The sequence below is a fragment of the Dyella sp. 2RAB6 genome (assembly GCF_052115385.1).
GTDB lineage: Bacteria > Pseudomonadota > Gammaproteobacteria > Xanthomonadales > Rhodanobacteraceae > Dyella_D.
In genome coordinates this window covers 71,903-95,504 of the sequence record NZ_JBFRGP010000004.1, presented here as the reverse complement: position 1 = coordinate 95,504, position 23,602 = coordinate 71,903, and the positions used below count along the sequence as shown (strand labels likewise).

26 protein-coding genes are annotated in these 23,602 nt (G+C 67.0%); 9 read left to right on the top strand and 17 right to left on the bottom strand.

The window, feature by feature from the left end; translation table 11 throughout:
• Positions 1-4: 4 nt before the first annotated feature.
• Positions 5-1,261, top strand: a complete 1,257-nt coding sequence (locus AB4083_RS08240) for a DUF4785 domain-containing protein (RefSeq protein WP_441607299.1) — start codon at positions 5-7, stop codon at positions 1,259-1,261.
• Positions 1,262-1,450: 189 nt separating this feature from the next.
• Here the strand turns inward: AB4083_RS08240 and AB4083_RS08235 are convergent, their stop codons facing one another.
• The 4 genes from AB4083_RS08235 to AB4083_RS08220 all read right to left on the bottom strand — a co-directional run bounded on the left by AB4083_RS08235 (position 1,451) and on the right by AB4083_RS08220 (position 7,494).
• The gene (locus tag AB4083_RS08235) at positions 1,451-2,869 is read right to left on the bottom strand and encodes an XVIPCD domain-containing protein (protein ID WP_441607298.1); all 1,419 of its coding nucleotides are present in this window, start codon (positions 2,867-2,869) and stop codon (positions 1,451-1,453) included.
• Between the two features lie 10 nt (positions 2,870-2,879).
• Positions 2,880-3,509 carry a hypothetical protein gene (locus tag AB4083_RS08230; protein ID WP_441607297.1) on the bottom strand — a complete coding sequence of 210 codons (630 nt, stop codon included), beginning with the start codon at positions 3,507-3,509 and terminating at the stop codon, positions 2,880-2,882.
• Between the two features lie 283 nt (positions 3,510-3,792).
• On the bottom strand, positions 3,793-6,702 hold the full coding sequence (locus AB4083_RS08225; protein WP_441607296.1) for a putative bifunctional diguanylate cyclase/phosphodiesterase: 2,910 nt from the start codon (positions 6,700-6,702) through the stop codon (positions 3,793-3,795).
• 246 nt (positions 6,703-6,948) lie between these two features.
• Positions 6,949-7,494: an AAA family ATPase gene (locus AB4083_RS08220; RefSeq protein WP_441607295.1), complete on the bottom strand. Its 546-nt coding sequence runs from the start codon at positions 7,492-7,494 to the stop codon at positions 6,949-6,951.
• A gap of 236 nt (positions 7,495-7,730) precedes the next feature.
• Between AB4083_RS08220 and AB4083_RS08215 the strand changes: the two genes are divergently transcribed.
• Positions 7,731-8,096 (top strand): hypothetical protein, encoded by a 366-nt coding sequence (locus tag AB4083_RS08215; RefSeq protein WP_441607294.1) that lies wholly within the window; start codon positions 7,731-7,733, stop codon positions 8,094-8,096.
• Between the two features lie 16 nt (positions 8,097-8,112).
• Here the strand turns inward: AB4083_RS08215 and AB4083_RS08210 are convergent, their stop codons facing one another.
• The 5 genes from AB4083_RS08210 to AB4083_RS08190 form a co-directional block, all read right to left on the bottom strand.
• Positions 8,113-9,168: a hypothetical protein gene (locus AB4083_RS08210; RefSeq protein ID WP_441607293.1), complete on the bottom strand. Its 1,056-nt coding sequence runs from the start codon at positions 9,166-9,168 to the stop codon at positions 8,113-8,115.
• A 255-nt stretch (positions 9,169-9,423) separates the two neighbouring features.
• Positions 9,424-10,227 (bottom strand): SDR family NAD(P)-dependent oxidoreductase, encoded by an 804-nt coding sequence (locus AB4083_RS08205; protein WP_441607292.1) that lies wholly within the window; start codon positions 10,225-10,227, stop codon positions 9,424-9,426.
• Positions 10,228-10,347: 120 nt separating this feature from the next.
• Positions 10,348-11,667 carry an ATP-binding protein gene (locus AB4083_RS08200; protein ID WP_441607291.1) on the bottom strand — a complete coding sequence of 440 codons (1,320 nt, stop codon included), beginning with the start codon at positions 11,665-11,667 and terminating at the stop codon, positions 10,348-10,350.
• Positions 11,664-12,404, bottom strand: coding sequence for a response regulator (locus AB4083_RS08195; protein WP_441607290.1), 741 nt, complete (start codon positions 12,402-12,404; stop codon positions 11,664-11,666). The genes AB4083_RS08200 and AB4083_RS08195 overlap by 4 nt, the downstream gene beginning before the upstream one ends.
• 26 nt (positions 12,405-12,430) lie before the next feature.
• Positions 12,431-12,970, bottom strand: coding sequence for a redoxin domain-containing protein (locus AB4083_RS08190; protein WP_441607289.1), 540 nt, complete (start codon positions 12,968-12,970; stop codon positions 12,431-12,433).
• A 304-nt stretch (positions 12,971-13,274) separates the two neighbouring features.
• Here AB4083_RS08190 and AB4083_RS08185 point away from each other — a divergent pair, with 304 nt between their 5' ends.
• The 7 genes from AB4083_RS08185 to AB4083_RS08155 all read left to right on the top strand — a co-directional run bounded on the left by AB4083_RS08185 (position 13,275) and on the right by AB4083_RS08155 (position 17,417).
• The gene (locus tag AB4083_RS08185) at positions 13,275-13,688 is read left to right on the top strand and encodes an organic hydroperoxide resistance protein (protein ID WP_441607288.1); all 414 of its coding nucleotides are present in this window, start codon (positions 13,275-13,277) and stop codon (positions 13,686-13,688) included.
• Between the two features lie 54 nt (positions 13,689-13,742).
• Positions 13,743-14,018, top strand: a complete 276-nt coding sequence (locus AB4083_RS08180) for a BufA1 family periplasmic bufferin-type metallophore (RefSeq protein ID WP_441607287.1) — start codon at positions 13,743-13,745, stop codon at positions 14,016-14,018.
• Positions 14,018-14,449, top strand: coding sequence for a DoxX family protein (locus AB4083_RS08175; RefSeq protein ID WP_441607286.1), 432 nt, complete (start codon positions 14,018-14,020; stop codon positions 14,447-14,449). Before AB4083_RS08180 ends, AB4083_RS08175 begins: the two co-directional genes overlap by 1 nt.
• A 50-nt stretch (positions 14,450-14,499) precedes the next feature.
• The gene (locus AB4083_RS08170) at positions 14,500-15,255 is read left to right on the top strand and encodes an alpha/beta hydrolase (protein WP_441607285.1); all 756 of its coding nucleotides are present in this window, start codon (positions 14,500-14,502) and stop codon (positions 15,253-15,255) included.
• Positions 15,256-15,301: 46 nt separating this feature from the next.
• A complete protein-coding gene (gene bufA2, locus AB4083_RS08165; protein WP_441607284.1) occupies positions 15,302-15,586 on the top strand; it encodes a BufA2 family periplasmic bufferin-type metallophore in 285 nt (94 codons plus the stop codon).
• Between the two features lie 239 nt (positions 15,587-15,825).
• Entirely contained in the window at positions 15,826-16,671 is an 846-nt protein-coding gene (gene bufB, locus AB4083_RS08160) for an MNIO family bufferin maturase (protein WP_441607283.1), read from the top strand.
• The gene (locus AB4083_RS08155) at positions 16,668-17,417 is read left to right on the top strand and encodes an HvfC/BufC family peptide modification chaperone (RefSeq protein WP_441607282.1); all 750 of its coding nucleotides are present in this window, start codon (positions 16,668-16,670) and stop codon (positions 17,415-17,417) included. The genes bufB and AB4083_RS08155 overlap by 4 nt, the downstream gene beginning before the upstream one ends.
• Positions 17,418-17,457: 40 nt before the next feature.
• Here AB4083_RS08155 and AB4083_RS08150 read toward each other — a convergent pair whose 3' ends face one another.
• From AB4083_RS08150 to AB4083_RS08115, 8 genes are all read right to left on the bottom strand, one after another.
• Complete coding sequence (locus tag AB4083_RS08150) at positions 17,458-17,694, bottom strand: tautomerase family protein (RefSeq protein WP_441607281.1); 237 nt, start codon at positions 17,692-17,694, stop codon at positions 17,458-17,460.
• A 53-nt stretch (positions 17,695-17,747) separates the two neighbouring features.
• Positions 17,748-18,458: an SDR family NAD(P)-dependent oxidoreductase gene (locus tag AB4083_RS08145; RefSeq protein WP_441607280.1), complete on the bottom strand. Its 711-nt coding sequence runs from the start codon at positions 18,456-18,458 to the stop codon at positions 17,748-17,750.
• 102 nt (positions 18,459-18,560) lie between these two features.
• Positions 18,561-19,532 (bottom strand): LysR family transcriptional regulator, encoded by a 972-nt coding sequence (locus tag AB4083_RS08140; protein ID WP_441607279.1) that lies wholly within the window; start codon positions 19,530-19,532, stop codon positions 18,561-18,563.
• Between the two features lie 152 nt (positions 19,533-19,684).
• Positions 19,685-20,107 (bottom strand): hypothetical protein, encoded by a 423-nt coding sequence (locus AB4083_RS08135; protein ID WP_441607278.1) that lies wholly within the window; start codon positions 20,105-20,107, stop codon positions 19,685-19,687.
• A 20-nt stretch (positions 20,108-20,127) separates the two neighbouring features.
• Positions 20,128-20,565: a tetratricopeptide repeat protein gene (locus AB4083_RS08130; RefSeq protein ID WP_441607277.1), complete on the bottom strand. Its 438-nt coding sequence runs from the start codon at positions 20,563-20,565 to the stop codon at positions 20,128-20,130.
• A 59-nt stretch (positions 20,566-20,624) separates the two neighbouring features.
• Entirely contained in the window at positions 20,625-21,944 is a 1,320-nt protein-coding gene (locus AB4083_RS08125) for a S41 family peptidase (RefSeq protein WP_441607276.1), read from the bottom strand.
• Complete coding sequence (locus tag AB4083_RS08120) at positions 21,941-22,480, bottom strand: MarR family winged helix-turn-helix transcriptional regulator (protein WP_441607275.1); 540 nt, start codon at positions 22,478-22,480, stop codon at positions 21,941-21,943. Before AB4083_RS08120 ends, AB4083_RS08125 begins: the two co-directional genes overlap by 4 nt.
• Before the next feature lie 117 nt (positions 22,481-22,597).
• Positions 22,598-23,527 (bottom strand): hypothetical protein, encoded by a 930-nt coding sequence (locus AB4083_RS08115; RefSeq protein ID WP_441607274.1) that lies wholly within the window; start codon positions 23,525-23,527, stop codon positions 22,598-22,600.
• Positions 23,528-23,602 lie beyond the last annotated feature (75 nt).

Below are 23,602 nucleotides of genomic sequence, written 5' to 3'. Positions count from 1 at the left end.
CGCCATGCGCATTCGACCGTTGATGCTGGCGCTGCTCGCCGGCGCCCTGCCCCTGTCCGCTTTCGCCGCCACGCAAAACCTGCTGCCGGCGCAGGCCGGCGACCTGGTGCCCACGCTGGTGCACGCCCGCACCGCCAACCCCACCGCCGCGGTATCGAGCCGGCTGGCGCCCACCGCGCCGCAGGTGCATACCGAGCGGCAGCCGATCCAGGTGAGCTGGGCGCTGAACTCCACTGAGTCGCTGCAGGCGACGCCGGCGCCGGTGCGCCGCGAAAGCCGCGAATACTGGCGCGAAGTCAGCGACACCGAACTGCAGCGCGGCGTCGAACTCTCCACCACCGCACCCGGCGCGATCATCCGCCTCAGCCCCGGCCAGGGCGGCGCGCGGCTGCAGCCGGCGGACCTGCGCCTGCAGGTCGGCGGCAAGCGCTTCGACGGCAACGCGGCCACCCGCCATGTCGCCGATACCGAGCAGCTCAAGGCTGCCGGCATGGAAGCCACGGATGCTTCGATGGCATTGCAGCTGCGCCCGGACCTCGGCGCCGGCCGCACCACGCTGCAGGCGCCGACGGCGCGCGGTCGCTACGTGGTCTATGTATACGAGCCGCAGAGTCCGCTGGTAGTCGAAGCGCAGGCTAACCGTCCCGAGCTGTTGCTCGGCGGCAACCTGCAGGTGGCCGTGAACCTGCGCGACGGCAAGCAGCAGCGCGCACTGAGCGCAGCCTCGGGCGTGCTGCGTTCGCCCGACGGCGACACCACGCCGCTGAGCTTCCAGCGCCAGGCCGACGGCAGCTTCGTCGCCACCGCCAGTCCGGCAAAGCAAGCTGGCATCCCCGGCCTGTGGGAAGTGCAGAGCACGGTAACCGGTACCGACGCCAATGGCCGCGAGGTGCGGCGCAACGTCAACACCGCGGTGGCGGTCGCGGTGCCCGACGCACGCTTCACCGGCAACGCCGAACCGCAGCGCGCCAGCGATGGCGGCGTGGATATCGCGTTCGGCGTGGATATCCGCAGCGGCAGCCGTTATGCGGTATCCGGCGTGCTCTACGGCCGCGGCGCGAATGGCGCGCAGGTTCCGGTTGCCTATGCGCAATCGGCGGCGTGGCTGGAAACGGGCAGTGGCGAACTGCGTCTGCACTTCGATCCGGCCAGCCTGCACGGCGTGGCACCGCCGTACGAGCTGCGCGACCTGCGCCTGCAGGATCAGCCGGCGGTAGGCCTGGTCGAACGGCGCGCGAACGCCTTGCGCTTCTCGCTGTAAACCGGCGCATGGCCGGGAATGGATGGTTCATTCCCGGCCATGGCGTGGCGAGGCGCTAAAAAAAAGAGGTGCCGACAAGCGGCACCTCGATGATTTACTGCTGTCCTGCCATCGCTTGAGCCGGATGGCACACCCACCCTGCAGTTAGCGAGCTCGGGCCCAGCGAGCCTGGGCTTAGCGAGCCTGGGCCTAGCGAGCTTGGGCTTGCTGGTTCTGCTGGTTCTGCTGCTGGTTCTGATTCTGCTGCTCCGGCTGCGCGGCGCGGTGCTGCTGCCACTGCTGGCTGCTCTGCGCGACCGACGTATTGACCGCCTGCGCCGTGCCCACCTCGGTGATCTGCTTGGTGGGCGAATGCAGGTCGCCCTGCACGCCGAAGGTCTTGCTCTTGTCTTCGCTCAGCACGACGTGGTCGATCTTGTTCAAGCCGTCGCGCCGCGCCTGCACCGTCACCGCTGCAGCGAGGTTGTTGCTGCTGACGTCGGATTCGCGTCCATGTTGCACGTCCAGGCGATGCACCGCGTCCAGAGTCTGGCGATACAGGCCGTGGTCGGGATGGGCCGCCTGGTCGAGGCGCGTCACTCCCGGCTCCCCGGTGGAAGGCAGCGGTGCGATCGGCTGGTAGGTGTGGGTCCCCGCGCTATGGCGGAACTGCGCATCCACCGAGGTGCCGGAGCTGCGGTCGATATACGGCGCCGGCGCGGTGTTGCTGCCCAGGTTGATGCCGTTCTCGGCCACGATGCGCGGGCTCAGATGCAGGTTCGCCATGTCGACGCGCATCTCGTGGGCGGGCACGCCCGGCTGCGGCGGGTTGTAGGCCCGCTCGAAGCGCACCGCATCGCTGATCGCGCTGGCGCCGTAGTAGTTGGCGTAAGTCGAATTGCCGTTGTGGCCAAGGCCACCGGCGCGGTCGAAATAGTTCTGCCCCATGCCTTCGAGGTTCTTGGCCGAGGTGGCCATGTGCAGGTGGGCGTCGACCTCGAGGTTGGGCTTCATCGAATACGTCGGCGGCACATGGCTGCGGTCGACGTCGATGAAATCCTTCATGCGGAACGGCTGCTCCTTGTAGATGTCCTGCAGCGTCGGCGCGGCGCGATGGTGATCCGTCGCGTCCTTCTGCGCGGCACTGACGATGGCGTTCCAGCCGGAGATCTCCGCACCCGCTTCGTCGCGCCGGCTGGCGGCGATCAGATTGCCGATAGGCGCGGTGTAGTCGTGCTGGTGATCGGGCGACTGCGCCACCGCGGTCAGCTCCTGGCCGAACCTGGTGCTGGCCTGGGCCTTCTCGGCGGCATTGAAGCCGTGCTGCAGCTCGTGGCCGAGCACGAAGGTGGCCTCGCCGGGCTTGTAGGCGCCGTGTGCCGGCGAGTCGAGCATCGTCAGCGGCAGGCGCATCTCCTTGTCCTGCGGGCTGTATTCACCGCCCGCATGAGGATTGGTCAGCGGCACGATGCGCTGCAGATGTCCCTGCGCCACCGCGTCGTTGACCTCCTGGGTCAGCGCGGGCGAGCCGTTGAGCGTGTTCTGCAGGTTCTGCAGCTGTTGTGAGGTGACGCCGGTCTGGTGGCCGAACGCATCGACGACCGCTTGGGCTTCCGTGGATAAAGGCATGGCGGTCTCCTTACCGTACCAGCACCATCTTCACGCAGGTGGGACCGGTGGGCTCGCCGTTGTCGGCATGCTCCACCTCCGGATACACCTCCACGCGCATGCCCGGACGCTCGAAGGCGTCGTAGGTCCAGCGATTGTGTTCGCCGTGCGCGGAGTGGCGGGCGAAGCCCATGGATTCCAGCTCCGCAGTGAAGCGGGAGAAATCCGGCTCGCAGATGTCCTTCAACGCGGCCTGCGTACCGGGCAGCGGATCGAAGTTCAGGTCCACGCGCCCGCTGCCGTCCACGTCCTGGCGCAGAATGCTGAAGGCCCAGTTGCCCGGCAGGTGCTGGCCGTAGCCGAACTCCTGCGGATCGACCTTCTTCACCTGCACGCCGAACGTGCCCTGCATGGACTCGGGGGTGATGTCCGCGACGCTCTTGCTGCCGCGGATCAATTCCAGCGTCCGCTGCAAGGCCTGGGTCGCGCTGATGCCCGACGAAGAGTCGGTAGCTGCCGACGTGGTCATCGCATGTTTCTCCTTGACGTGATTCTGTGGCTGGCCGGGCGCGGCCAGGAGCGGGCTGGCGCCCAGCATGCCCATGGCGGCGAACAGCATGAACCGACCCGCGGCCGGTGTGCGCGAAGCTGCATGATGCATGCGGGTTCCTTGTTCGCTTCGTATCTTTGGCACTTCCAATCCCTTGCGCTGCCTGGCGGTTCGTCATGGTTCTCCGCGTGGCGCGGAGCAACCGGTCCCTGACGCTCAATGAAACAGTCTGCCAACCTGAGTGTGCTCGTCAGGTTAAGGCGCCGCGCCGGCGAAAACTGCGGACCAGTCCACTGTTGTCCCCCCGCCGCGAGGCCGTGGGAAAGTACTCGGCGCCCCGCCGGCCAGCAAGTAGACCGAATGGCCAGGTGCGCAACCGCCGCGTGGCGACGGTTCAGCGCGCCCGGGCCCGCGCCGGCGTCCACTGCGCCAGGAAATCCGTCAGCCGTTCCGGCCGGCCCAGATAGAAGCCCTGCGCGCCGTCGCAGCCATGCCGATGCAGCCACTGGTACTGCGCGGGCCGCTCGATGCCTTCGGCGATCACGCGGATGCCCAGGCTCTTGCCCAGCGCGATGATCGCATCACAGATGGTCGCCGACCTGGCGTCGCGGTCGACGCTGCGGATAAAGGCCTGGTCGATCTTCAGCATGTCGATCGGCAGGTCGCGCAGATAGGAAAGGCTGGAAAAACCCGTGCCGAAATCGTCGAGCGCGACAGCCACGCCATCGGCACGCAACTGCCGCATCACCTCGATCGCTTTGTCGCGATGCTCGATCAGGCAGCTCTCGGTCAGCTCGATATGAATGGCGTGATCGGCGAGCGCATACGCCGCGCGCACCCCGCGCAGGTTGGCGACCAGGTCGCTGCCGCGCAATTCCGCGGGCGAGATATTGACGCCGATCGGCAGATCGTCAAAGCCGGCTTCCTTCAATTGCAGGCTGGCCTTGGCCACCTGGTTGAGCACCCAGCGCCCGAGCGGCACGATCAGGCCGGACTCCTCGCACACCGGGATAAAGGTCGAGGGCGGAATCAGCGAACCGTCGGCCTGCGGCCAGCGCATCAGCGCCTCCAGGCCGATCAGGCGCTGGTCGGGATAATTGGTGATCGGCTGGAAATACATCTCGAATTCGTGGCGCCGCACGGCCCGCCGCAGGCTGGCCGAGAACTGCATGCGCTCCTTCGACTGCTGCGCCAGCGACGGCTCGAAGTAATGCACGGCGCGCTGGCCGCGCCCTTGCGCATGCGCCGCCAGGGCCGCGTGCGCGAACAGCACGTCGCCACGCGCGCCATCGCGCGGATGAGCGACCACGCCGATCACGATTTCGATCTGGTGCTGGGTTTCCTCGAAGTACAGCGGCTCGTTGCTGCAGTGAACGATGGCCTGCAGGCCGGCCTCGCTCATGCGGTCCCGCGAAGCCACCCACACGAACGACTCATGCGTCACCGCCGCCAGGAATTCATCGCCGATCACGCGCTCCACCAGGCGCGCGGTCATCGCCCGCAACACACCCGCAGCGACACTGATGCCGAAGGTGTCCGCGATGGCATCCATGCCCAGCAACTGGATATAGGCGATGCCGAAGGGGCGGCCTTCGGCGATCAGTACGTCCAGCCGGTTCAGCAACGCGTGCTGGTTGGGCAGCCGGGTCACTGCATCGTGCGTGGCGCGGTAGGCCAGCTCACGCTCGCCGGCAAGCTGCTGCCCTACGTCCTCGGCCAGCACCAGTCGCGCGGGGATGCCGTTGAAGACGATATCGGCGGCGTGGATGCGCACATCGATGCGCTTGCCGTCGCGAGTCCGGTGCGCCCACACCCGCGGCGCGCTGCGCGACTCATGCGGCGATGCCAGATGCGCGACCAGGCCGGGACGTTCCGTCGGGTCCCTGAGGTCGGCGATGGTCATGCCGAGGAGTTCCTCGCGCGTATAGCCATAGGCTTTCATCGCCGCGGCATTCACTTCCAGGAAGCGCAGCGTATCGGCGTCGAACACCCAGAACGGCAGCGGGTTGTGCTCGAACAGCGAATGGAAGCGATGCTCGCTTTCCGCCTGGCGCCGGTGCGCGTTCCATTGCTCCGTGACGTCGACCACCGTGCCGGTCATGAACTGCGCGCCGTCCTGGCCGACCACCACCTTGCCGCCTGCCGAGAGGGAACGCTCGCTGCCGTCGGCCTTCCTGATGCGGAACTCCGCGCGCAGATTGTCCTGGTTGCGCCAGGCCGCGCCGACCTGCCCGATCAGCGGCGCACGGTCCTGCGGATGCACCATCGCCAGGAATTCGCGCACGCTCGCCGCATTGCGCCCGCCGGCAAGCCCGAAGATCTCGCCCTCCTCGTCGGTGCAGGCCAGGCGCCCCTGCTGGAACGTCCAGATCGCGGTCCGCCCGACGCGCTGCGCGGTGTGCAGCTCCTGCGTCTTGGCCTGCAGATGCTCAATGTAATAGCGCTGCACCTTGGCCGAGCGATAGATCACGCCCAGCAGGCTGGCGAAGGCGAACAGGTAGAACAGATAGAACGCCGCCGCCGCGGCGACCTGGCGGCGCCATGGCGCCAGCGCCTTCTGGTAAGTGATGCCGGCGACGACCTTGAACGGATACGGCTCGATCGCGGTGGTGGCCCGCAGCGGCAGCGGCCCCTGCCAGCCGAACAGGTGGCGCACCCACCACGGCGGGGCCGATGCATTCGGATCGGCCACCGCGGCCTCGGCATCGCCGCCCTGGACGATGGTCCGGCCGTGCGCATCTTCGAGCGCGAAGAAGATGTCGTTCGCATGCGGGACGCCCACCAGCGCGCGCTGCAGCGCTGCGACCTGCATGTCCGCCACGATCCGCCGATGCTCGTCGAACGGCGCCGCGACAAACATCACCTCGCCATCCGTCGTGTTCACCACGGGACCGAAGCAAGGTGCACCGGCGACGCGCAGCGCGCTTGCAGCGCAGGATGCCCACACGGTACCGGTCGACACCTCGTGTACGGCGCCGGACGCGGAGCCTTCCGCGGCCACCACGTCGATATGCAGGATCTGCGGCTGCCGCCGCATGATTTCGGCGACCAGCCCCTTGAGCAGCACCTCGCTCTGCTGCGGCGCCGTGCTTTGCAGCCGGCTCGACTCTTCGGCGATGAAAGTCAGCGAGTTGGCGCTGAAGCGCAAGGGCATGCGCATGGCCTGCGATACGTGCGCCGCCAGCTCATGCGTGCGATGGCTGCTCTCGCCGAGCTGGGCGCGCAGATCCGAGCGCAAGCCGCTCATCAGCACCGCGAGCAGCAGGACGGCCGTGAGGCTGCCGAACACGAAGATGCTCAACACGGATGGCCCTTTCGGCGGGCCGCTCATCGTCGCCATGACCTGCCTGGTTCCTCCCCTGATGCCGCAATGCACGGATCGGCCCGGTGGCCAGGGGCGACGGCACGCTTCCTGTCGGCACGGCAGTCCGCTGGCATGGATGGACCATAGCGCGAGCGCCGCGGTCAGGCCATAGGCGCGCCCTGCTGCGTGCGGTGCTGCGACATCTTTCGTGACGCGTCGCTCATCGCAGCTGCGCAGCGAGCATTCCTAGCGTTGCAGGCCCCAATCCCGATAGCACGCCTCGATGGCGCGCGCGGACGGCAGGTGCAGCTTGGGCAGCTCGAGATCGCGATAAAGCGCCAGATAGCGCTTGCGGTTCCCCGGCGTCACCAGCGCGATGTGATGGAGCATGTCCCAGCTGATGCGCTCGCGGCCGCCGGCGATGGCGCCCACGCGCCTGCTGCCGGCGCGCGTCCTTCTGACATAGCGAAGCAGGCTGAGCGATACGGGCACGTCGAGCAGGATCAGGCCCGTGGCACGGCGCAGGCGCTGCGGCATGCAACGCGTGTAGTTGCCGTCGATGACCCAGCGCTCGGCGGCGATCGCCCGGTCGTGCAGCGCCACGAACTCGTCGAAGGGGCGCGGTTGCCAATCCGTATCCGGCAGATGATGGAGCTGGTCGAGATGGACAACCGGCAAGCCGCGCTTGCGGGCAATCGCATCGGCCAGCGTGGACTTGCCGCTGTTGGACGGACCCAGCACGCAGATGCGCTCGCCCAGTTCCGCCAATGGCATGGCTTGCGATGCCTGCATGAACGCCCTCGTTGCCCCTGGCCTGCCACCCGGTGCCTGCATACTGCATCGATCGCCCATCGATGCACAGGTGCAGCTTGAGCATCCTGCGCGAGGAATGGCCGGAGTTGGAATCGCAGCTGGCTGCGCAGCTCGAAAACCTGAGATAGCGCGGCCCCGATCCCGCAAGATATGAACCGCGAAGCTGCGGCGATCGGTCGAGACTTCGGATTCGCCCGGAATCCGAGGTTTCCCGCATGTTCGCGCATCATTGGCTGGCGCCTCTCGGCTACGCCCTGCTCGGCCTGTACTACGCGCTAAACGGCGCCCTGCACTTCCGGCATTTCGCCCGATTGTCCGGCGCGCTGTCCGCACGCCGCATCCCCTGCGCCGGCGCAACGCTCGCCGTCGGCTCGATCTTCCAGCTCGTCGCCGGATCGATGCTCGCGCTGCAGCTCCACGCAGGTTTCGCGGCGCTCGGCCTGGCGGTGTTCACCGTGCTGGCCTCGCTGCTGATGCTGGACTTCTGGCGCGCCACCGATGCCGCGCGCGAAGCGGCGCTGCGCGCCTGGCAGGCCAATCTGGCGCTGACAGGCGCGCTGCTCGTCATTGCAGGCTGCTGAGCGGCGTCGCGCCGGATCAGTCGCCGCCCGCCGCGTCGCCTGGGTGAGCAGGATTCCGGCCGACCAGGAAGCTCCCGGCGGCGCTGCTCTCGGGCCCGGCGAAGACGCCGCCGGTGTGCTTGTCGGTCACGCCGGCCTTGACCATCACGTCGCCGGGAAAATCCGTCAGCTGGAACAGGCCGCCATTCTTTCCGCGCGACAGGCTGGCGATCGCGGTGCCGTCGTCGGCCAGCACCGCCAGCAGGCCCGCACCGCCATCGTTGATCTGCATGCTGGCCGAAGCATTGTCGGAGGCCGGATACACGCTGACGATGCCGGTCTTGTTGCCGACACTGCTGACTCGGGTCAGCAACTTGCCGGCCGAATCGCGCACCTCCAATCCGCCCAGGTCGTCCTTGGCGGTGACGCCCACCGCCACCAGCTGGCGGCGCGTCTCCGTCTCCGGCGTCGGTTCCGGCGAATACAGCCGCAGCGCGACATTGCCCTTCTCGGTGACGCCCAGCGTCGACATGCGCTGATCGCTGCGGCGTACTTCGAAACCGAGATTCGCCGTCATCAAGGTGCGGATGTCCTGCACACCCCCATCGCCGGCCACGTAAATGCCAACACCCTTGTCCAGCCCGCCGATCCAGGCCTGCTCATTGCCGGCACGCACCCGCACGCCGGCGACGTCGCCGGCCTCGATGGAGACCGCGGTAGCCGTTGAGCCGGGCTTGGTGGCGTCATTGATCACCTGCACGCCGCGGTTGCTGCCGGCGAACACCGACATGATCGGCAAGCCCTTGGCGTCCACCACGCTGAAAGGCGCCCTCACTTTGCCGGAGGCGAGCTGCTTCTCGATGTTCCCCATGCGGGTTTCCAGCTCCGCCACCTGCTTCATCAGCAGGAACTCGGTGCTGTCGCTCTGGCTATGGGCGGCCCAGCTGAAGATCAGGCCCAGTGCGGCGATGCCGAGCACCGCCAGGAACGGACGGCGGCGCACGCGCTTGCGTTGCAGCTGTTGCTGAAGTTGATCGACCTGCGTCTGCATGCACTGCAGCTGGCGCTGCAGCGCTTCGTGTTCTGCGTTCATCGGATATAGCTCCTTGCCGTATCGCACGCGTTTTCTGGTACGGCTGCGGGAGAGGGGCCGGGATGTACATGCCCTCTCGCCACCACCGCTGGAATACCCTGGATCGTCCCCCTGACGACAACCGCCGGTTGATAGCACGGGAATCGATTAAAAGCGCGTGTTTTTGGAGCCAGCGGCCGGTGAGCGCCGCGCCCGCGCCGGCACCCGAAGCGGTGGCGGCCTTCTCGGGTTCGGCGATGCTGCCGGTGCGAAGCGTCAGTCCACCGCGCGCAGATAACGCGTCGCCGGTTGCGCACGCGAAAGTTGCGGCAGCAACTTCTCGCGGGCGCCTTCATAGGCCGCCCAGTCGCCCAGCTCCGGCAGCGCGGGGATGGTGAACACCTCGCCCTGGTCGAAGCCGGCCAGCGAGGCATCGACCATCGCCTCGGCCGTCATCACGATCGCCGGCGGCAGTTCGCTCACCGGCTTGCCGGAATCCGCCCAGAACTCCGTCGCCGTCGCACCCGGCAGCACCGCCTGCACGCGGATGCCTTGCGCAGCGAGTTCGTGATGCAGCGAACGGGTGAAAGCAAGCACGTAGGCCTTGGTCGCGCCATATACGCCGTTGAGCATTTCCGGCGCGATGGCCACGATCGAAGCGAGATTGATCACCGCGCCGCCGCCGCGCTCGACGAAGCCCGGCACCACCGCATAGGTGAGGCGCGTCAGCGCGCCGATATTGAGTTCGATCATCTGCGTCATGCGCGCGACGTCGGATTCGAGCAGTGGCGCCACCGCGCCCATGCCGGCATTGTTCACCAGCATCGAGATGCTGTGGTCGCTGCGCAGCAGCTGCTCGACACCGGCCACGCCGGCCGGATCGCCCAGGTCGGCGGGGAATACCTGGATCGAGCGGCCGGTTTCGTCGGTCAGGCGGCGCGCGAGCTGGTCCAGGCGCTGGCGATTGCGTGCCACCAGGATCAGGTCATGGCCACGGCGGGCCAGCCGCTCGGCGTATACCGCGCCGATGCCGGTGGAGGCACCGGTGATAAGGGCGGTGCCGTCTTCGTGGGTGCTCATGTCGATACTCCGCATGCGCCGGCGGGATTGCCGGCGGGATGCGGACTTTTTAGGCTTCGGGCGCCACGACTTAAATGTCGCAGATACCACCTTTTATGCCACGGCCGGCGCGGGGCCGCCTCAAGGCAGCGTCACGGTGGCGATCAGTCCGCCACCCTTGCGGTTGGCAAGCGTCAGCACTCCGCCCATCGCCAACGCCAGCTGCGCCGCGATCGCCAGGCCCAGGCCCGCGCCACCCGTGTCGCGGTTGCGCGAGGCCTCCAACCGATAGAACGGTTGCAGCACCTGTTCGAGTTCGTCCTCCGGAATGCCCGGCCCGCGATCCGCCACGGCGATGCACAAGGCACCACCGGCATCGCGCCACGACGACACCTGGGCCGAGCCGCCGTACTTGATCGCGTTGTCGGCCAGGTTGCCGAGCACGCGCTGCAGCGCCTGCCGGCGCACCATCGCGGTGCCGCCGGCCACGCTCTCCAGGGTCACCGGCTTGCCCATGTCCTGATAGTCGAACACCAGGCTTTCCAGGAATGCATCCATGTCCAGCCGCACCGGCGTCTCCGCGCCGCCGTGCGCGCTGCGCGCATAGGCCACGCCTTCGCGCACCAGGTGTTCCATCGCCTTCAGGTCGCCGAGCAATTTCTCGCGTCCCTCGCCCTCGTCCAGCCCCTCCGCGCGCAGGCGCATGCGGGTGATCGGGGTCTGCAGGTCGTGCGAGATCGAGGCGAGGATGTGCAGGCGCTCCTTCAAGTGGCGCGCGATGCGCTCCTGCATGGTGTTGAACGCCATCGCGGCCTGCGCCACTTCGGTGGGGCCTTGTTCGTGCAGGCGCGGGCCATCCGCGGTGGGCGTCATCGCCTCCGCCGCCTGCGCCAGCCGCGTCAGCGGACGCGTGGCCAGGCGCACGGCCAGCCATGCACACAACAGCACCGTCGCCACCTGCAGCACCAGCACCAGCGGCAGCCAGGGCGCGACCGGCTTCAACTGCGGCGTCACTTCCAGTGTCAGCGGCGCGCCGTCGCCCAGGGTGAAGTGCACCTGGTAGCGCTCCGGTTCGCGCGAAATCGCCTCGGCATGCACGCGATAAGCGGAACCCACCTCGTTGGCGATGCGTTGCGACAACTCGCGCGAACGCGCTGAGATCAAGGCAAAGCCCGGCTTGCCTTCACCGAGCACGTAGCGATAGTTGTCGCGCTCCAGCCGGCCCAGCCAGTCGCCACGCTCCGCCGCGGGCAGGCGGTTGAGCACGGCGACCGAGGTGGCCACGTCGTGCTCCACCGTGTTGAGCATCACCGCGGTGGCGCTTTCGAAACGCTCGTAGAAGGCCAGCGCCAGCGACAAACCGGTCGCCAGCAGCAGGCCGGCGATGATGATCAGGTACAGGCGCGAGGCCATGCTGCGCGGCAGCCAGCGCAAGCTGCGCATGCCAGGCTGCGCGCTCATGCGCCCTCGCCCGGCACGGTCACCGGCATGCTGAAGACATAGCCTTCGCTGCGCACGGTCTTGATATAGGCCTGGTCCCTGGCGTTGTCGGAAAGACGTGTGCGCAGGCGGCTTACCAGCAGGTCGATCGAGCGGTCGAACAGTTCCGCGTCGCGCCCCTGGGTAAGGTTGAGCAGCTGGTCGCGCGACAGCACGCGCTGCGGATGGTCGAGGAACACGCGCAGCAGGCGGAACTCCGCGCCGCTCAGCGGCACGATGGTGCCGTGCTCGTCGAGCAGGTGGCGCGCGGTGGTATCCAGCCGCCAGCGGCCGAACGCCAGCTCGCTGGCCGCCTCGGTCACGCGCAGGTTGGGCGGCAGCATGCGCGTGCGGCGGATCACCGCCTTGATCCGCGCCAGCAGCTCGCGCGGCGCGAACGGCTTGGTCACGTAGTCGTCGGCGCCCATCTCCAGGCCGATGATGCGGTCGGTCTCGTCGTCGCGCGCGGTGAGCAGTACCACCGGCAGCGCGCGGTGCTTGCCGGCGCGCAAGGTGCGGCACAGCACCAGGCCGTCGTCGCCCGGCATCATGATGTCGAGCACCACCAGGTCGAAGGCCGAGCCGTCGAGCTGGGCGAACAGGTCGCGCCCGTCCACCGCCGCGCTGGCGCGCAGGCCGTTCTTGCGCAGGTAGTCGACCACGCCGTTGCGGATCTCGCGGTCGTCGTCCACGACCAGGATGTTGTCGATGTGATCCATACCCTGCCCCATTGCCATGCGCCCGATCAGGCCTTGCCAAGCAGCGCGCGGACGCGGCGCTCGACCTGCTCGTAGTTTCCCTCGCCGAAGTGGCTGTAGACCAGCTTTCCGTTGCGGTCGATCAGGTACAGCGCCGGCCAGTAGCGGTTGCCATAGGCATTCCACAGGCGGTAGTCGTTGTCGGCCACCACCGGCCAGTCGATCTTGTATTGCCGGATGGCGGCCTTGAGTGCGACCGGATCCTGTTCCTCCTCGTACTCCGGCGTGTGCACGCCGATCACCACCAGTCCGTCGGCGGCATAGCGGTCATGCAACTCACGCGTGTGCGGCAGCACGTGAATGCAATTGATGCATTCGCGCGCCCAGAACTCGACCAGCACCACCTTGCCTTGCAGTCCGGCCAGGGTCAGCGGCGCTGAATTGAACCAGGGGCCGGCGCCATTCAGTTCCGGCGCGGGGCTGGCCTCGCGCTCCTGTGCGAGGGCGGAAGTGGTGGTGCCGGGCCAGGCCGCTACGCAGGCGGCGGCCAGGAACAGCGCGGCGGCGGTGATTTTGAGAAGACGCATGGGGATTGCCTCGTAGTGGTGACGCGGTGCGCATGCACCGCCCAGGTGCGTATTGGAGCGCCGCGCCTTATCCCCCGCGTGTCCGCCAAAGCGGCTTTTTGTATCTGAATGTACAAGCCGCCGGAGCCAGCAACGGCGCCATTGCGGCGGCTTTTGTATCGGAACGTATCCGCCCCTGCCCGCTACACATTGCGTTGCCTTTCGGCGCTTGCGGCGACACAAGCCGGATACGCCACCGCGGTTTCCTTGTCTCCACCGGCCGCCGTCATCCCGACGCGATGGCCACCACCAGGAAACCACGACCATGAGCAGCAACGTTCTCTACACCGGCAAGACCACCACCACCGGCGGCCGCAACGGCCAGTCGCGCAGCGACGACGGCCGCCTCGAGCTCAAGCTGACCCCGCCGGGCGCGCCGGGTGCCGGCACCAATCCGGAGCAGCTGTTCGGCGCCGGCTGGTCCGCCTGCTTTATCGGCGCGATGGGCTTCGCCGCACAGTCGATCGGCGTGCGCCTCCCGGCCGCTACCGAAGTGCAGGCCGAAGTCGACCTCGGCAACAGCGCCGAGCGCGGCTACTTCCTGCAGGCGCGGCTCAACGTGAGCCTGCCGGGCCTCGACCGCGACACCGCCCAGGCCATCGTCGACGGCGCCCACCAGACCTGCCCGTACTCCAAGGCGACGCGCGGAAACATCGACGTCGCGATCAACCTGATCTGAACCCTTCCACTCATCCCTTCCACCCACGCAATAGCCGCTCAAGGAGAAACCCCCATGCACCGCACGCACACCAAGCTCGCCGCCACCCTCGCCCTGGGCCTCGCCTGTTTCGCCGCTTCGGCCCATGCAGACGAAGCGCAGAAGAAGCCGATGGAAAAGTGCTACGGCGTCGCCCTCGCCGGCAAGAACGACTGCGCCGCCGGCACCGGCACCACCTGCGCCGGCACCTCCAAGACCGACTACCAGGGCAATGCCTGGGTGCTGGTCGACAAGGGCACCTGCACCACGATCAAGACGCCCAAGGGCTACGGCACGCTGGAGTCGAAGTAATGAATGCGGCCGCGACGACCACGTCGCGGTGGACCCGCGCGCTGCCGGATGCCGCCCTACTGCTGATCGCACGCGTCGCCATCGCCGCGGTGTTCTTCCAGTCGGGACGCACCAAGGTCGAAGGCTTCCTCACCATCAAGCAGTCGACCTACGACCTGTTCGTCGCCGAATACGCCCTGCCGGTGATCCCGCCGGAATGGGCGGCCCGGCTCGCCACCGGCGCGGAGCATCTGTTCCCCGTGTTGCTGGTGGCCGGCTTGTTCACCCGCGGGTCGGCGCTGGCGCTGCTGGGCATGACCGCGGTGATCGAGATCTTCGTCTACCCGCTCGCCTGGCCCACCCATCTGACCTGGGCTGCCTTGTTGCTGCCGCTGATCGCTTACGGCGGCGGCCGCTGGTCGCTCGACCGGCTGCTGCAACGCCCACGTTGATTCGCATCGCCAACTCACCGCATTACCACCATCAACCAGGAATCCTTTCCATGCGTACCCTGCTAGGCATTGCCATCGCCATGGCCGTCGCCACCGGCGCCGCCACCGCCGCCGAGGCGCCCACCCCCGCCATCAAGAACGTCGTGATCGTGCCCGGCGCCTTCGTCGACGGCTCCGGCTGGCGCGTCGTGCACGACATCCTTATCCACAAGGGCTACAAGGTCGTCGTGGCGCAGCCGCGCATCGACACGCTCGCCAACGACACCGAACAGGTGCGCGAACTGATCCGCGAACAGGACGGCCCCGTGGTGCTGGTCGGCCATAGCTATGGCGGCGCGGTGATCACCCAGGCCGGCAACCGCGACAAGGTGAAGGCGTTGGTCTACGTCGCCGGCGTGCAGCCGGACGTGGGCGAAAGCCTGTCGCAGGTGGTGGGCTCGATGCCATCGCCGAGCAACGACATCGTGCCGACCCGCGACGGCCACCTGTACTTCGATCCGCAGAAATTCGGCGACGACTTCGCCGGCGACCTCGGCAAGAACCGCACCGACTTCATGGCCGTCTCGCAGGTGCCGGCCAGCGCCGCCGCCTTCGGCGCCACCATGCAGGTTGCCGCCTGGCACGGCAAACCGAGCTGGGCCGTGGTCACCACCGACGACCGCGCGCTGAGCCCCGACCTGCAGCGCTGGATGTACAAGCGCGCCGGTTCCAAGGTCACCGAAATCAAGGCCAGCCACGCCGTGTACATCTCGCAGCCCGAGGCCGTGGCCAAGGTCATCGAGGACGCCGCCAACGGCGTGCGTTGAGTTTCTTCTCTCTTCTTCCATTCCATCCATTCAAAGGAGTCACCTTATGAACATCATCTCCACGAAGTCCCGTTCCGGTCTGGCCGCTGCGGCCGCTCTGATTGCCATCGCTGCAGCTTCCGTCATCTCGCCGGTGAAGGCGGCCGATCAGGGCGCGCAGCAGCGTGAACCGGTGCGTTGCTATGGCGTCAACAGTTGCAAGGGCGAAAGCCTTTGCGCCACTTCGAAGCACGATTGCAAAGGGCTCAATGACTGCAAGGGTCAGGGCGTTGTGGTGAAGACGAAGGCGGAGTGCCTGGCGGCGGGTGGGACGTTGACGGAGCCGAAGTAATCACGTTCCAAGCTGAAGCCCTTCTCCCCTCCGGGGAGAAGGTGGCGGCAGCCGGATGAGGGGTCGGGGCTCGCCACGAGATTTCAACGGAGCGAAGAAAAGCTCTTGGGTTTGTCTCCAGGTTCAACGTCGCGCTCCGCCCGGCCCCTCACCCCAACCCTCTCCCCGGAGGGGAGAGGGGGCTGGGTTGAGGCGAGCATTCAACCTCCCTTTTTTCAAACGAACGCAGGAGCAACACCATGTCCCACGCCATCCCCACCTTCGACGGCTACGGCCTCGGCCTGCGCCGCGAGCACTACCGCGACTTCCTCGACACCGACGTGCCGGTGGACTTCGTCGAAGTGATCTCGGAGAACTTCATGGTCGATGGCGGACAGCCGCTGGACATCCTGCGCCGTGTGCGCGAGCGCCATCCGGTAATCCTGCATGGCGTATCGATGTCGATCGGCTCGGCGGACGGGTTGCGCGGCGATTATCTGCGGCGCCTGCGCAAGCTGGTGGATGCGATCGATCCGCTGTTCGTCTCCGATCACCTGAGCTGGTCGCGCTACGCCCATTTCAATTCGCACGACCTGCTGCCGCTGCCCTATACCGAGGAAACGCTGGCCGTGGTCTGCCGCAATATCGAGACAGCGCAGGACGCGCTGGGCCGGGCGATGCTGTTCGAGAACCCGTCCAGCTACGTGAGCTTCGCGGCGTCCAGCATGAGCGAATGGGAATTCATCGCCCAGATGAGCCGCCGCACCGGTTGCGGCCTGCTGCTGGACGTCAACAATATCTACGTCAGCGCGCAGAATCACGGCTGGGATGCACAGGCCTATCTGCGCGGCCTTCCCGCCGAACGCGTGCGCCAGATCCATCTGGCCGGACACACCCAGGGCGAGGAGCTGCTGATCGACACGCATGACCAGCCCGTCAATGACGAAGTGTGGGCGTTGTATGCCGCCGCCACGGCGATGTTCGGCCCGGTCGCCACCATGATCGAGCGCGACGACGCGATCCCTCCGCTGCCGGAACTGCTGGCCGAACTCGATACCGCACGCCAACTGCGCGAGGGCCGCAAGGCCATGCAGGAGGCCGCATGATGCTGGCCGAGATGCAGAAGAATTTCAGCGACTGGCTGACCCTGGCCGGCAACGAAGACGGCCTGCGCCGTGGCTTGGTCGCAGCACGCAGCCTCGCCGCCTACCAGAATAACTACCGTACGCAACTGGTCAACGTGTTGCGCGCGAGCTATCCGCAACTGAAGCTGGCGATGGGCGACAAAGCGTTCCTGGAGCTCGCCATTCACTATATCGACCAGCGCCCACCATCCTCGTGGACCTTGGATGCGTATGGTGCCGATCTTGCCCATAGCCTGCAGGCCTTGTATCCGCACAACCCGGACCTGCAGGAGCTGGCCTGGATCGAGTGGACGCTGTCCGAGGTCTTCGTTGCGCCCGACGCTCCCGCGCTTTCGCCCGCCGAACTCGATGGCGTCGATTGGGAGCGCGCGACACTGCACCTCAGCCCCAGCCTTCACCAGCGCACCGCCACCACCAATGCGATGGCGATCTGGTCGGCGCTGCAGGACGGAACAGCCGCACCGGTAGCCGAAATGCTCGATGCGCCTGCGGGCCTGGTGGTGTGGCGCCAGGGTTTCATGTCGCGCCTGCGGCAGGTCGATGCCATCGAACACGCCGCCCTGCTTTCGCTGCAGGACGACGGGCGCTTCGACACACTGTGCAATGCCCTGGTCGAACGTCTCGGCGAAGAGGAAGGCATTGCGCGCGCCGGCCAGCTGTTGGCCGAATGGATCGGCTCCGGCGTGGTGGCTGGCGTAAGCGATTGAACGCCAGGACCGCGCGGCATGCTCCGCGCGGCCCATCACCTTATTTCTTCGCCGCTTCCCGCTGCTTGCGATACTCCAGCGCCGGCAGACCGCCCCAGCCCCAGTTTTCCGTGTCCACTTCGTCGATCACCACAAAGGTGGCGTCCAGCGGCTTGTTCAACACGTCCAGCATCAGCTGGCTGACGCCCTTGATCAGCGCCGCTTTCTCTTCCGCCGTCGCGGCGTTGCGTCCGGGTGCCGTGCCCTCGCGGGTGATCTGGATATGGATGTAAGGCATGACGTTCTCCTCGCGGTGATGAAAGAGGCGGACCGAAGTCCGCCTCACGTAGTTCAGTGACCGGCGCTCTGGCCGCCGTCGACGTGCAGGATCTCGCCGGTAACGAAGCCCGCCGAATCCAGGTACAGCACGGCGTCCCCGATATCGGCGACCTCGCCCATGCGGCCGACCGGATGCAGCGCGGCCAGGAAGCCGTGCGTCTCCGGCGCATGCATCGGCGTCTTGATCACGCCGGGCGACACCGCATTCACGCGCACGCCGCGCTTGGCGTATTCGATCGCCAGCGATTTGGTGGCCGCGTTCAAGCCGCCCTTGGTCAGTGCGGCCAGCGCCGCCGGCACGCCATCGATCGCATGATCGGTCAGGCTGGTGGTGATGCTCACCACGTGCCCGCTGCCCTGCTTCTCCATCTCCGCGATGGCGAGCTGGGTGATATGGAAGAAGCCGGTGAGATTGACCGCGATATTGGCGGCGTAGTCCTCGGCGGTGAACGCGGTGAACGGTTTGGCAGTGAAGATGCCTGCGTTGTTGACCAGGGTATCGATGCGGCCGAAGCGCGCCAGCGCCTGCGCCACGATGCGTTCGGCCACGGCCCGGTCGGCGATGTCGCCCGCCACCGCCAGCACGTCCGGATCGCTGGACGGCTGGATCGAACGGGAGTTGGCGATCACCCGATAGTTGCGGTCGCGGAAGGCCTTGACCAGGCTCGCGCCGATACCCTGCGATGCGCCGGTGACGATGGCGACTTTCTGTTGGCTGTTCATGGGGTGCGTCTCGTGTGGGAAACGAGGTTCGGCTGATCGCCGATCGGGCTCGGTGCCCGACGCCTCCAATCTAGGCGCGCACGCTGGACTAGCGAATCCCCGTCATCCGGCAGACATTCTTCCGCGCCGCGGTGGAATCGGTGTGTCCGGCGCCATCTCCACTTCCTTGGCCAGGCTGGCGAAACGCGCGCGCAGGCGCGGCAGGGCGAAGTCGGCAAAGGCGCGCACCTTCGGCACGGACAAGCGTCCGTACGGCGAGACGAGATGCACCGGGATCAGTGCTGGCTCCGCATCCGCCAGCACGATGCGCAAGGCGCCTTCCCTGACCTGCGGCGCCACGTGATACGAAAGCAGGCGCGTCACGCCATGCCCCTCGACCGCCGAGTCGATCGCGGCACGCACGTTGTTCACCACCAGGCGCGGCGTGAACGCCACCGCGCGTGGCACGGACGAACCTTCCTGCGGCGGGAAGCTCCACGATTCCGGCCCCATATGCGTCATGGCGATCAGCTGGTGCTTGCCCAGATCCGCCGGTTCCGCGATGCGCGGATGCCTGGCCAGATAGCGCGGCGACGCCACCACCACGCGCCTTACTTCGCCGATGCGATGCGCGACCAGGCTGGAATCCGGCAGATGCGTGATGCGCAGCGCGAGGTCCATGCCTTCGTCGATCAGGTTGACCGGCCGCTCCAGCAGGTGCAGCCGCACGCTGACCGTGGGGAATTCGTCCATATAGGCATCGACGATCGGCCGCAGGATTTCCACGCCGGCGAATACGGTAGCCGAGATGGTCAAGGTGCCGCGCGGCACCGAACGCTCGCCCGCTGCATTGCGGTCCGCCTCGTCCAGATCCGCCAGCATCTTGCGGCAGGCGATGGCGTAACGCTCGCCCGCCTCGCTCAATTTCAGCGAACGCGTGGTGCGATGGAGCAGCGGGACGCCGACGTGCGCTTCGAGAAACGCGATGGCGCGGCTCACCGCCGCGGCCGAGCGGCCGGTCTTGCGGCTGGCGCCGGCAAGGCTGCCTTCGTCGAGCGCGGCGACGAAGACTTTCATGGCGTCGATGCGGTCCATGGAGTTGCCTCACTTGAGTGGCGGCCGGTGCACAAACTACCGTCATTCCGGCGCAGGCCGGAATCCAGTAGCGACATGCTACATGGTGGGTTCGAGGCTAAAAGGCCTGCACTCGCAGCTCGTGACGATGGTAGGTGCGAAAGAAGACGGCTTCAGCGCCCCGCCGACAGCTCCAGCATGAACCTGCCGATATCGCGCCGCAGGTCGGCATCGTCCAGCGACGCGGCGCATTCGTTCGCTGCCGTCGCGCTGGTCCACGCGGCCTCGTGCCGCCCGCAGCCCTGATAGCGCCTGGCCAGTTCGAACAGGATCGATGCGCGATAGGTGTCGGTGCGTTCGGCGTATTTCAGCGCATGCAGGTAAAGCGGTACGGCGGCGATGTCGTCGCGGGTGAAATCGGCCAGCGTCTCCCATGGAAAGGGATGGCTCACGCCTTGCGCTTCCTGCTCCTCGCAGTAGCCGCGCAACAGGTTGTAGCTGCGCCAATAGACGGCGGTCTGCCCGGACTTGTTCGCCTCGAACATCGCCTTGGCCAGCGATGCGACGGTTTCGTACATCAGCGACGGGATGTCCATCGAGCCGGCCGCCCCTTGGCTTACCAACCGCCAGCCGGCGGCTGGATCCTGGTCTTGAGGAAGGCAAAGTACTTCGGATCGTCCTCTTCGAAGATCTCGCCGCCGCCGCCCATATAGGCGCGGCACAATTCATCGGCGGCGCGTTCCTCGTTGCCCACTTCCAGTTGCGCCTGGCCCAGGCGCAGATGCAGGAAGGGGTTGCCGATGGCGCCCGGGCAATGCATCGCATCGCTGAGCACGGTCACCACCTGGTGGTAGTCCGCAGCGCCGAAGTACAGGTCGCCCAGCGCCGCCAGGATCCAGGTGGTGGCCTCGAACTGCTCGGCCGGCTCAGGCACCAGCTGCAGGGCCGCCATGTAGCTCTTGTAGGCTTCGCCGAACTGGCCCTGTTCGACCAGGCCGTCGCCTTCGGCGCATAAGCGCTCGATATCGGCCATCTGGGCTTCGGGAATGCTCACGGTCGCCTCCTTGCTCGAGCGATGGTCCTCGCTGTTGCGGGCGATTAAAGCACAAGCCCTCAGCCTTCGCGCTGGTACACCCGCGGCGTGTCCTCATCGCTCCACAGCGCTTCCAGGGTCTTCCCGGTCAGCCGCACGCGCAGCCTCTCCACGCCATCTACACCAAAGGTGTCCTGGGTCAGCGGCTGCATCCGCGATTCGGGCCAGCGCGGCAGGGTGATCCACAGCGAGCCGTCGCGCTGAACGACCGTGATGGCATTGGCATTGGGTCCGCTCTTGCGATAGCTGCCGATGAAGGGGGCGAGCGTGGCTGCATCCGGCTTTACCGGGTGCAGCGCCGCCTGGACGCCGAGCAGCGCCCACTGATAGTCGCGTTTCTGCTCCTCGGTGGCCTTGGGCTTGCTCGCCAACTTGTCCAAAGCCTGCTTCTCGGCGGTTTCCAAGGCCAGCGAGGGCGTCGAAGCGACATCCGGGGCCACGCCATCGTGCTCCCAGTTGGCTTTGCTGATGGCATGTTCCGGACGGCCGAACGAAACGCTGAGTACGAAATACGGCGCGACCGGCAGCATCGCATTGTTGTTGGCGGCGCCGGCGGTGCTCTCGCCGACCAGCTCGCCCAGCTTGAACTGCTTCACGTCATAGGCGAACGCTTCGGCGGCCGAGCCGGTGCCGCGGCTGGTCAGCACGTACAGCGGCTTGTCCTTGATGCGGCCGGTGGGTAGATAGGTGGCGGTGCGCGATTGCTTCGGTGCCTTGGAGCCTTCGAAGAAGGTGTATTCCAGCACGTCGGGATCGAGGAAGTGGCTGACCAGGTATTGCACCGCGCCGTGCGAGCCGCCGGGGTTGTTGCGCAGGTCGATGATGATGGCGTCGCCGTCCTTGAGGAAACGCATGGCCTCGTCGTAGGCCTGGCCGGTGCTGTCCTGCACCCAGGCGAATTCCGCGATCCGCAGGTAGCGGATATTGCCCGGCAGGATGCGCATCTCCACCAGGCCATGGTGGTTGCGCACGGCGCGCTCGCGCCAGTACGGGTCGTCGCCGGAGTCGTCGTCCGGCGAGGAACGCAGCGCCGCCGCGTAGCCGGCCGGATCGACGCTCATCCACAGATGCCGGTCCTTGCCGGCGGCGCGCAGATCCTCGGTGATGCGATCGACGAACACGCGGGCGTCGTCGGTGTCGTAGCGGCCCGCGCGGCGTTGCTTTTCCAGCGCGGCGACGATCGTCGGGCGCAGCGCGGGAAAAACGTAGCGCTCCTGGATCAGCTTCTCGACATTCTGGATCGCCGCGTCGCGTTCCTTCGGAGTCAGCGCTTGCTGCGCCGATGCCGCAAGGGGCGCGAGGCTCAGCAGGCTTGCACAGACCATGGTCAGCAGTTTCATGAGGAACTTTTCCCGGGCTTCGGTTTGCGTGGAGAGGTCTTGCTTGATGAGGTCTTGCTTGATGCGGTCTTGCTGGATGCAGCGCGTTGCAGGCGCTCGCGAAAGGGGCGCCGTTCCAGCGCGTCGATCGCCTCGCGCAGCAGCGCGGTCAAAGGCATCGGCAACTCCTGGTCCAGCGTCCTGGCGGCCGCTTCGGTGGCTTCCCACTGGCGGCGCAGCGCCGGCACGATCGCCTCGCCAGCCGGGGTGAGCGCGACGATGCGCTCGCGCGCGTCGCCGCCCGGCTCCTGTGCCACCAGGCCGGCGCGCACCATCTGCGCCACCGTCTGGCTGACCGCCGAATGGCTGATGCCTGCACGCAACGAAATGGCGCGGATCGAAGCCGGCCCCTGCGCGAGCAGGACACGCATCACCGGCGTGTAGCGCGGCCGGTAATCGAGGGCGAGCGAGCGGTAGGCGTCCTCCACCGAACCGTCCAGCAATTCGGTGAGGTGCCGCAGCAGGGTGCCCAGGGTGGCGGTCTTGGGGAGCGTCATGGGGATGAAACGTATAAGCGCTGTTATATCTATCGCAAGTGTCTGGAGAGACACCCTGTCGTTGGTCATGGACGCCGATGCTGGAGCGGAGCGCGCTGCGTGCGGCGCGCCCTCAGGTCAAGCCTTGCGCTTGGCCTGCGCGGCGGTCGGGCGACCGTCGAAGCCGGTGAGGCAGCAGATCAGCTTGCGCTCCGTCACCACGAAGATGCCGTCGTCGCCCTTCTCCTGCTGACCGACGAAGAACAGCAGGCTGCGGTCCTTGCTGCCGGCCTTTTTCAGTTCCTTCGCCTCGTCGCTCGCGGTTTGCACTTCGCGCAGCAAGGCGTTGCGCTGGCGCTGCGTCCAGTCGCCCCATAGCACTTTCACCTGATAGGGCCGGCCGGGTTTGCCCTCGTGCCATTCCTTGACGTCCATTTCGATCAGCGCGTGATCGTCGCTGACTTCCGGTGCGCGCCAGCCGATCGGGCCGTGGAACAGATGCGGGATGGGATAGCGGATCAGACGATCCTGCTTCGTGCGCAGACGCCAGATCACTTCGTCGTAGGTGCTGCCGTACAGGTCGAGGAAATGCAGTTCGCGATGGCGGTCGTTGGGGAAGTTGAGATACGCGCGGCAGATATCGCGGAAGCTGGTGGTGACGCGCGGACGCTGGCGTGCGCCCTGCTCCGGCGGCGCGGCGGGAGCGCGCCGCCCTTTGCCTTCACCCTCGGTCGCACTCGCGCCGGCGGCGCTGTCGGCAGGCGTCGTTTCCACCGGCAGGCGGAATCCAGCGGGCATGTAACCGGGAAAACCGCCGTCCTCCGCGCTGAGCGATTCCGCGCGGGCGCGCTTGAGCAGATCGGCCTCGCCATTGCTCGGACACCACGGCGGGCATTTCGGCTTGGCCGCGAAGTGCGCGCGGCGCAGGTTCTCCGGCCGGTACGACGTGGGATAGACCTTGGAGCCGCAGTCGGGGCATACGAAACCGTCCGGATCGACCGGCTCCATCGACCACAAGTCTTCGGCGTCGATGTCCTGGGCGGTATGGATGTTGGTGGCGCGAAACATGGTCCTTCACCCTGGCAGGTCTCAGCGCAAGCCTAGTGCATGTGCTGCGCCACCGATGCGCCACGGTTGACAACT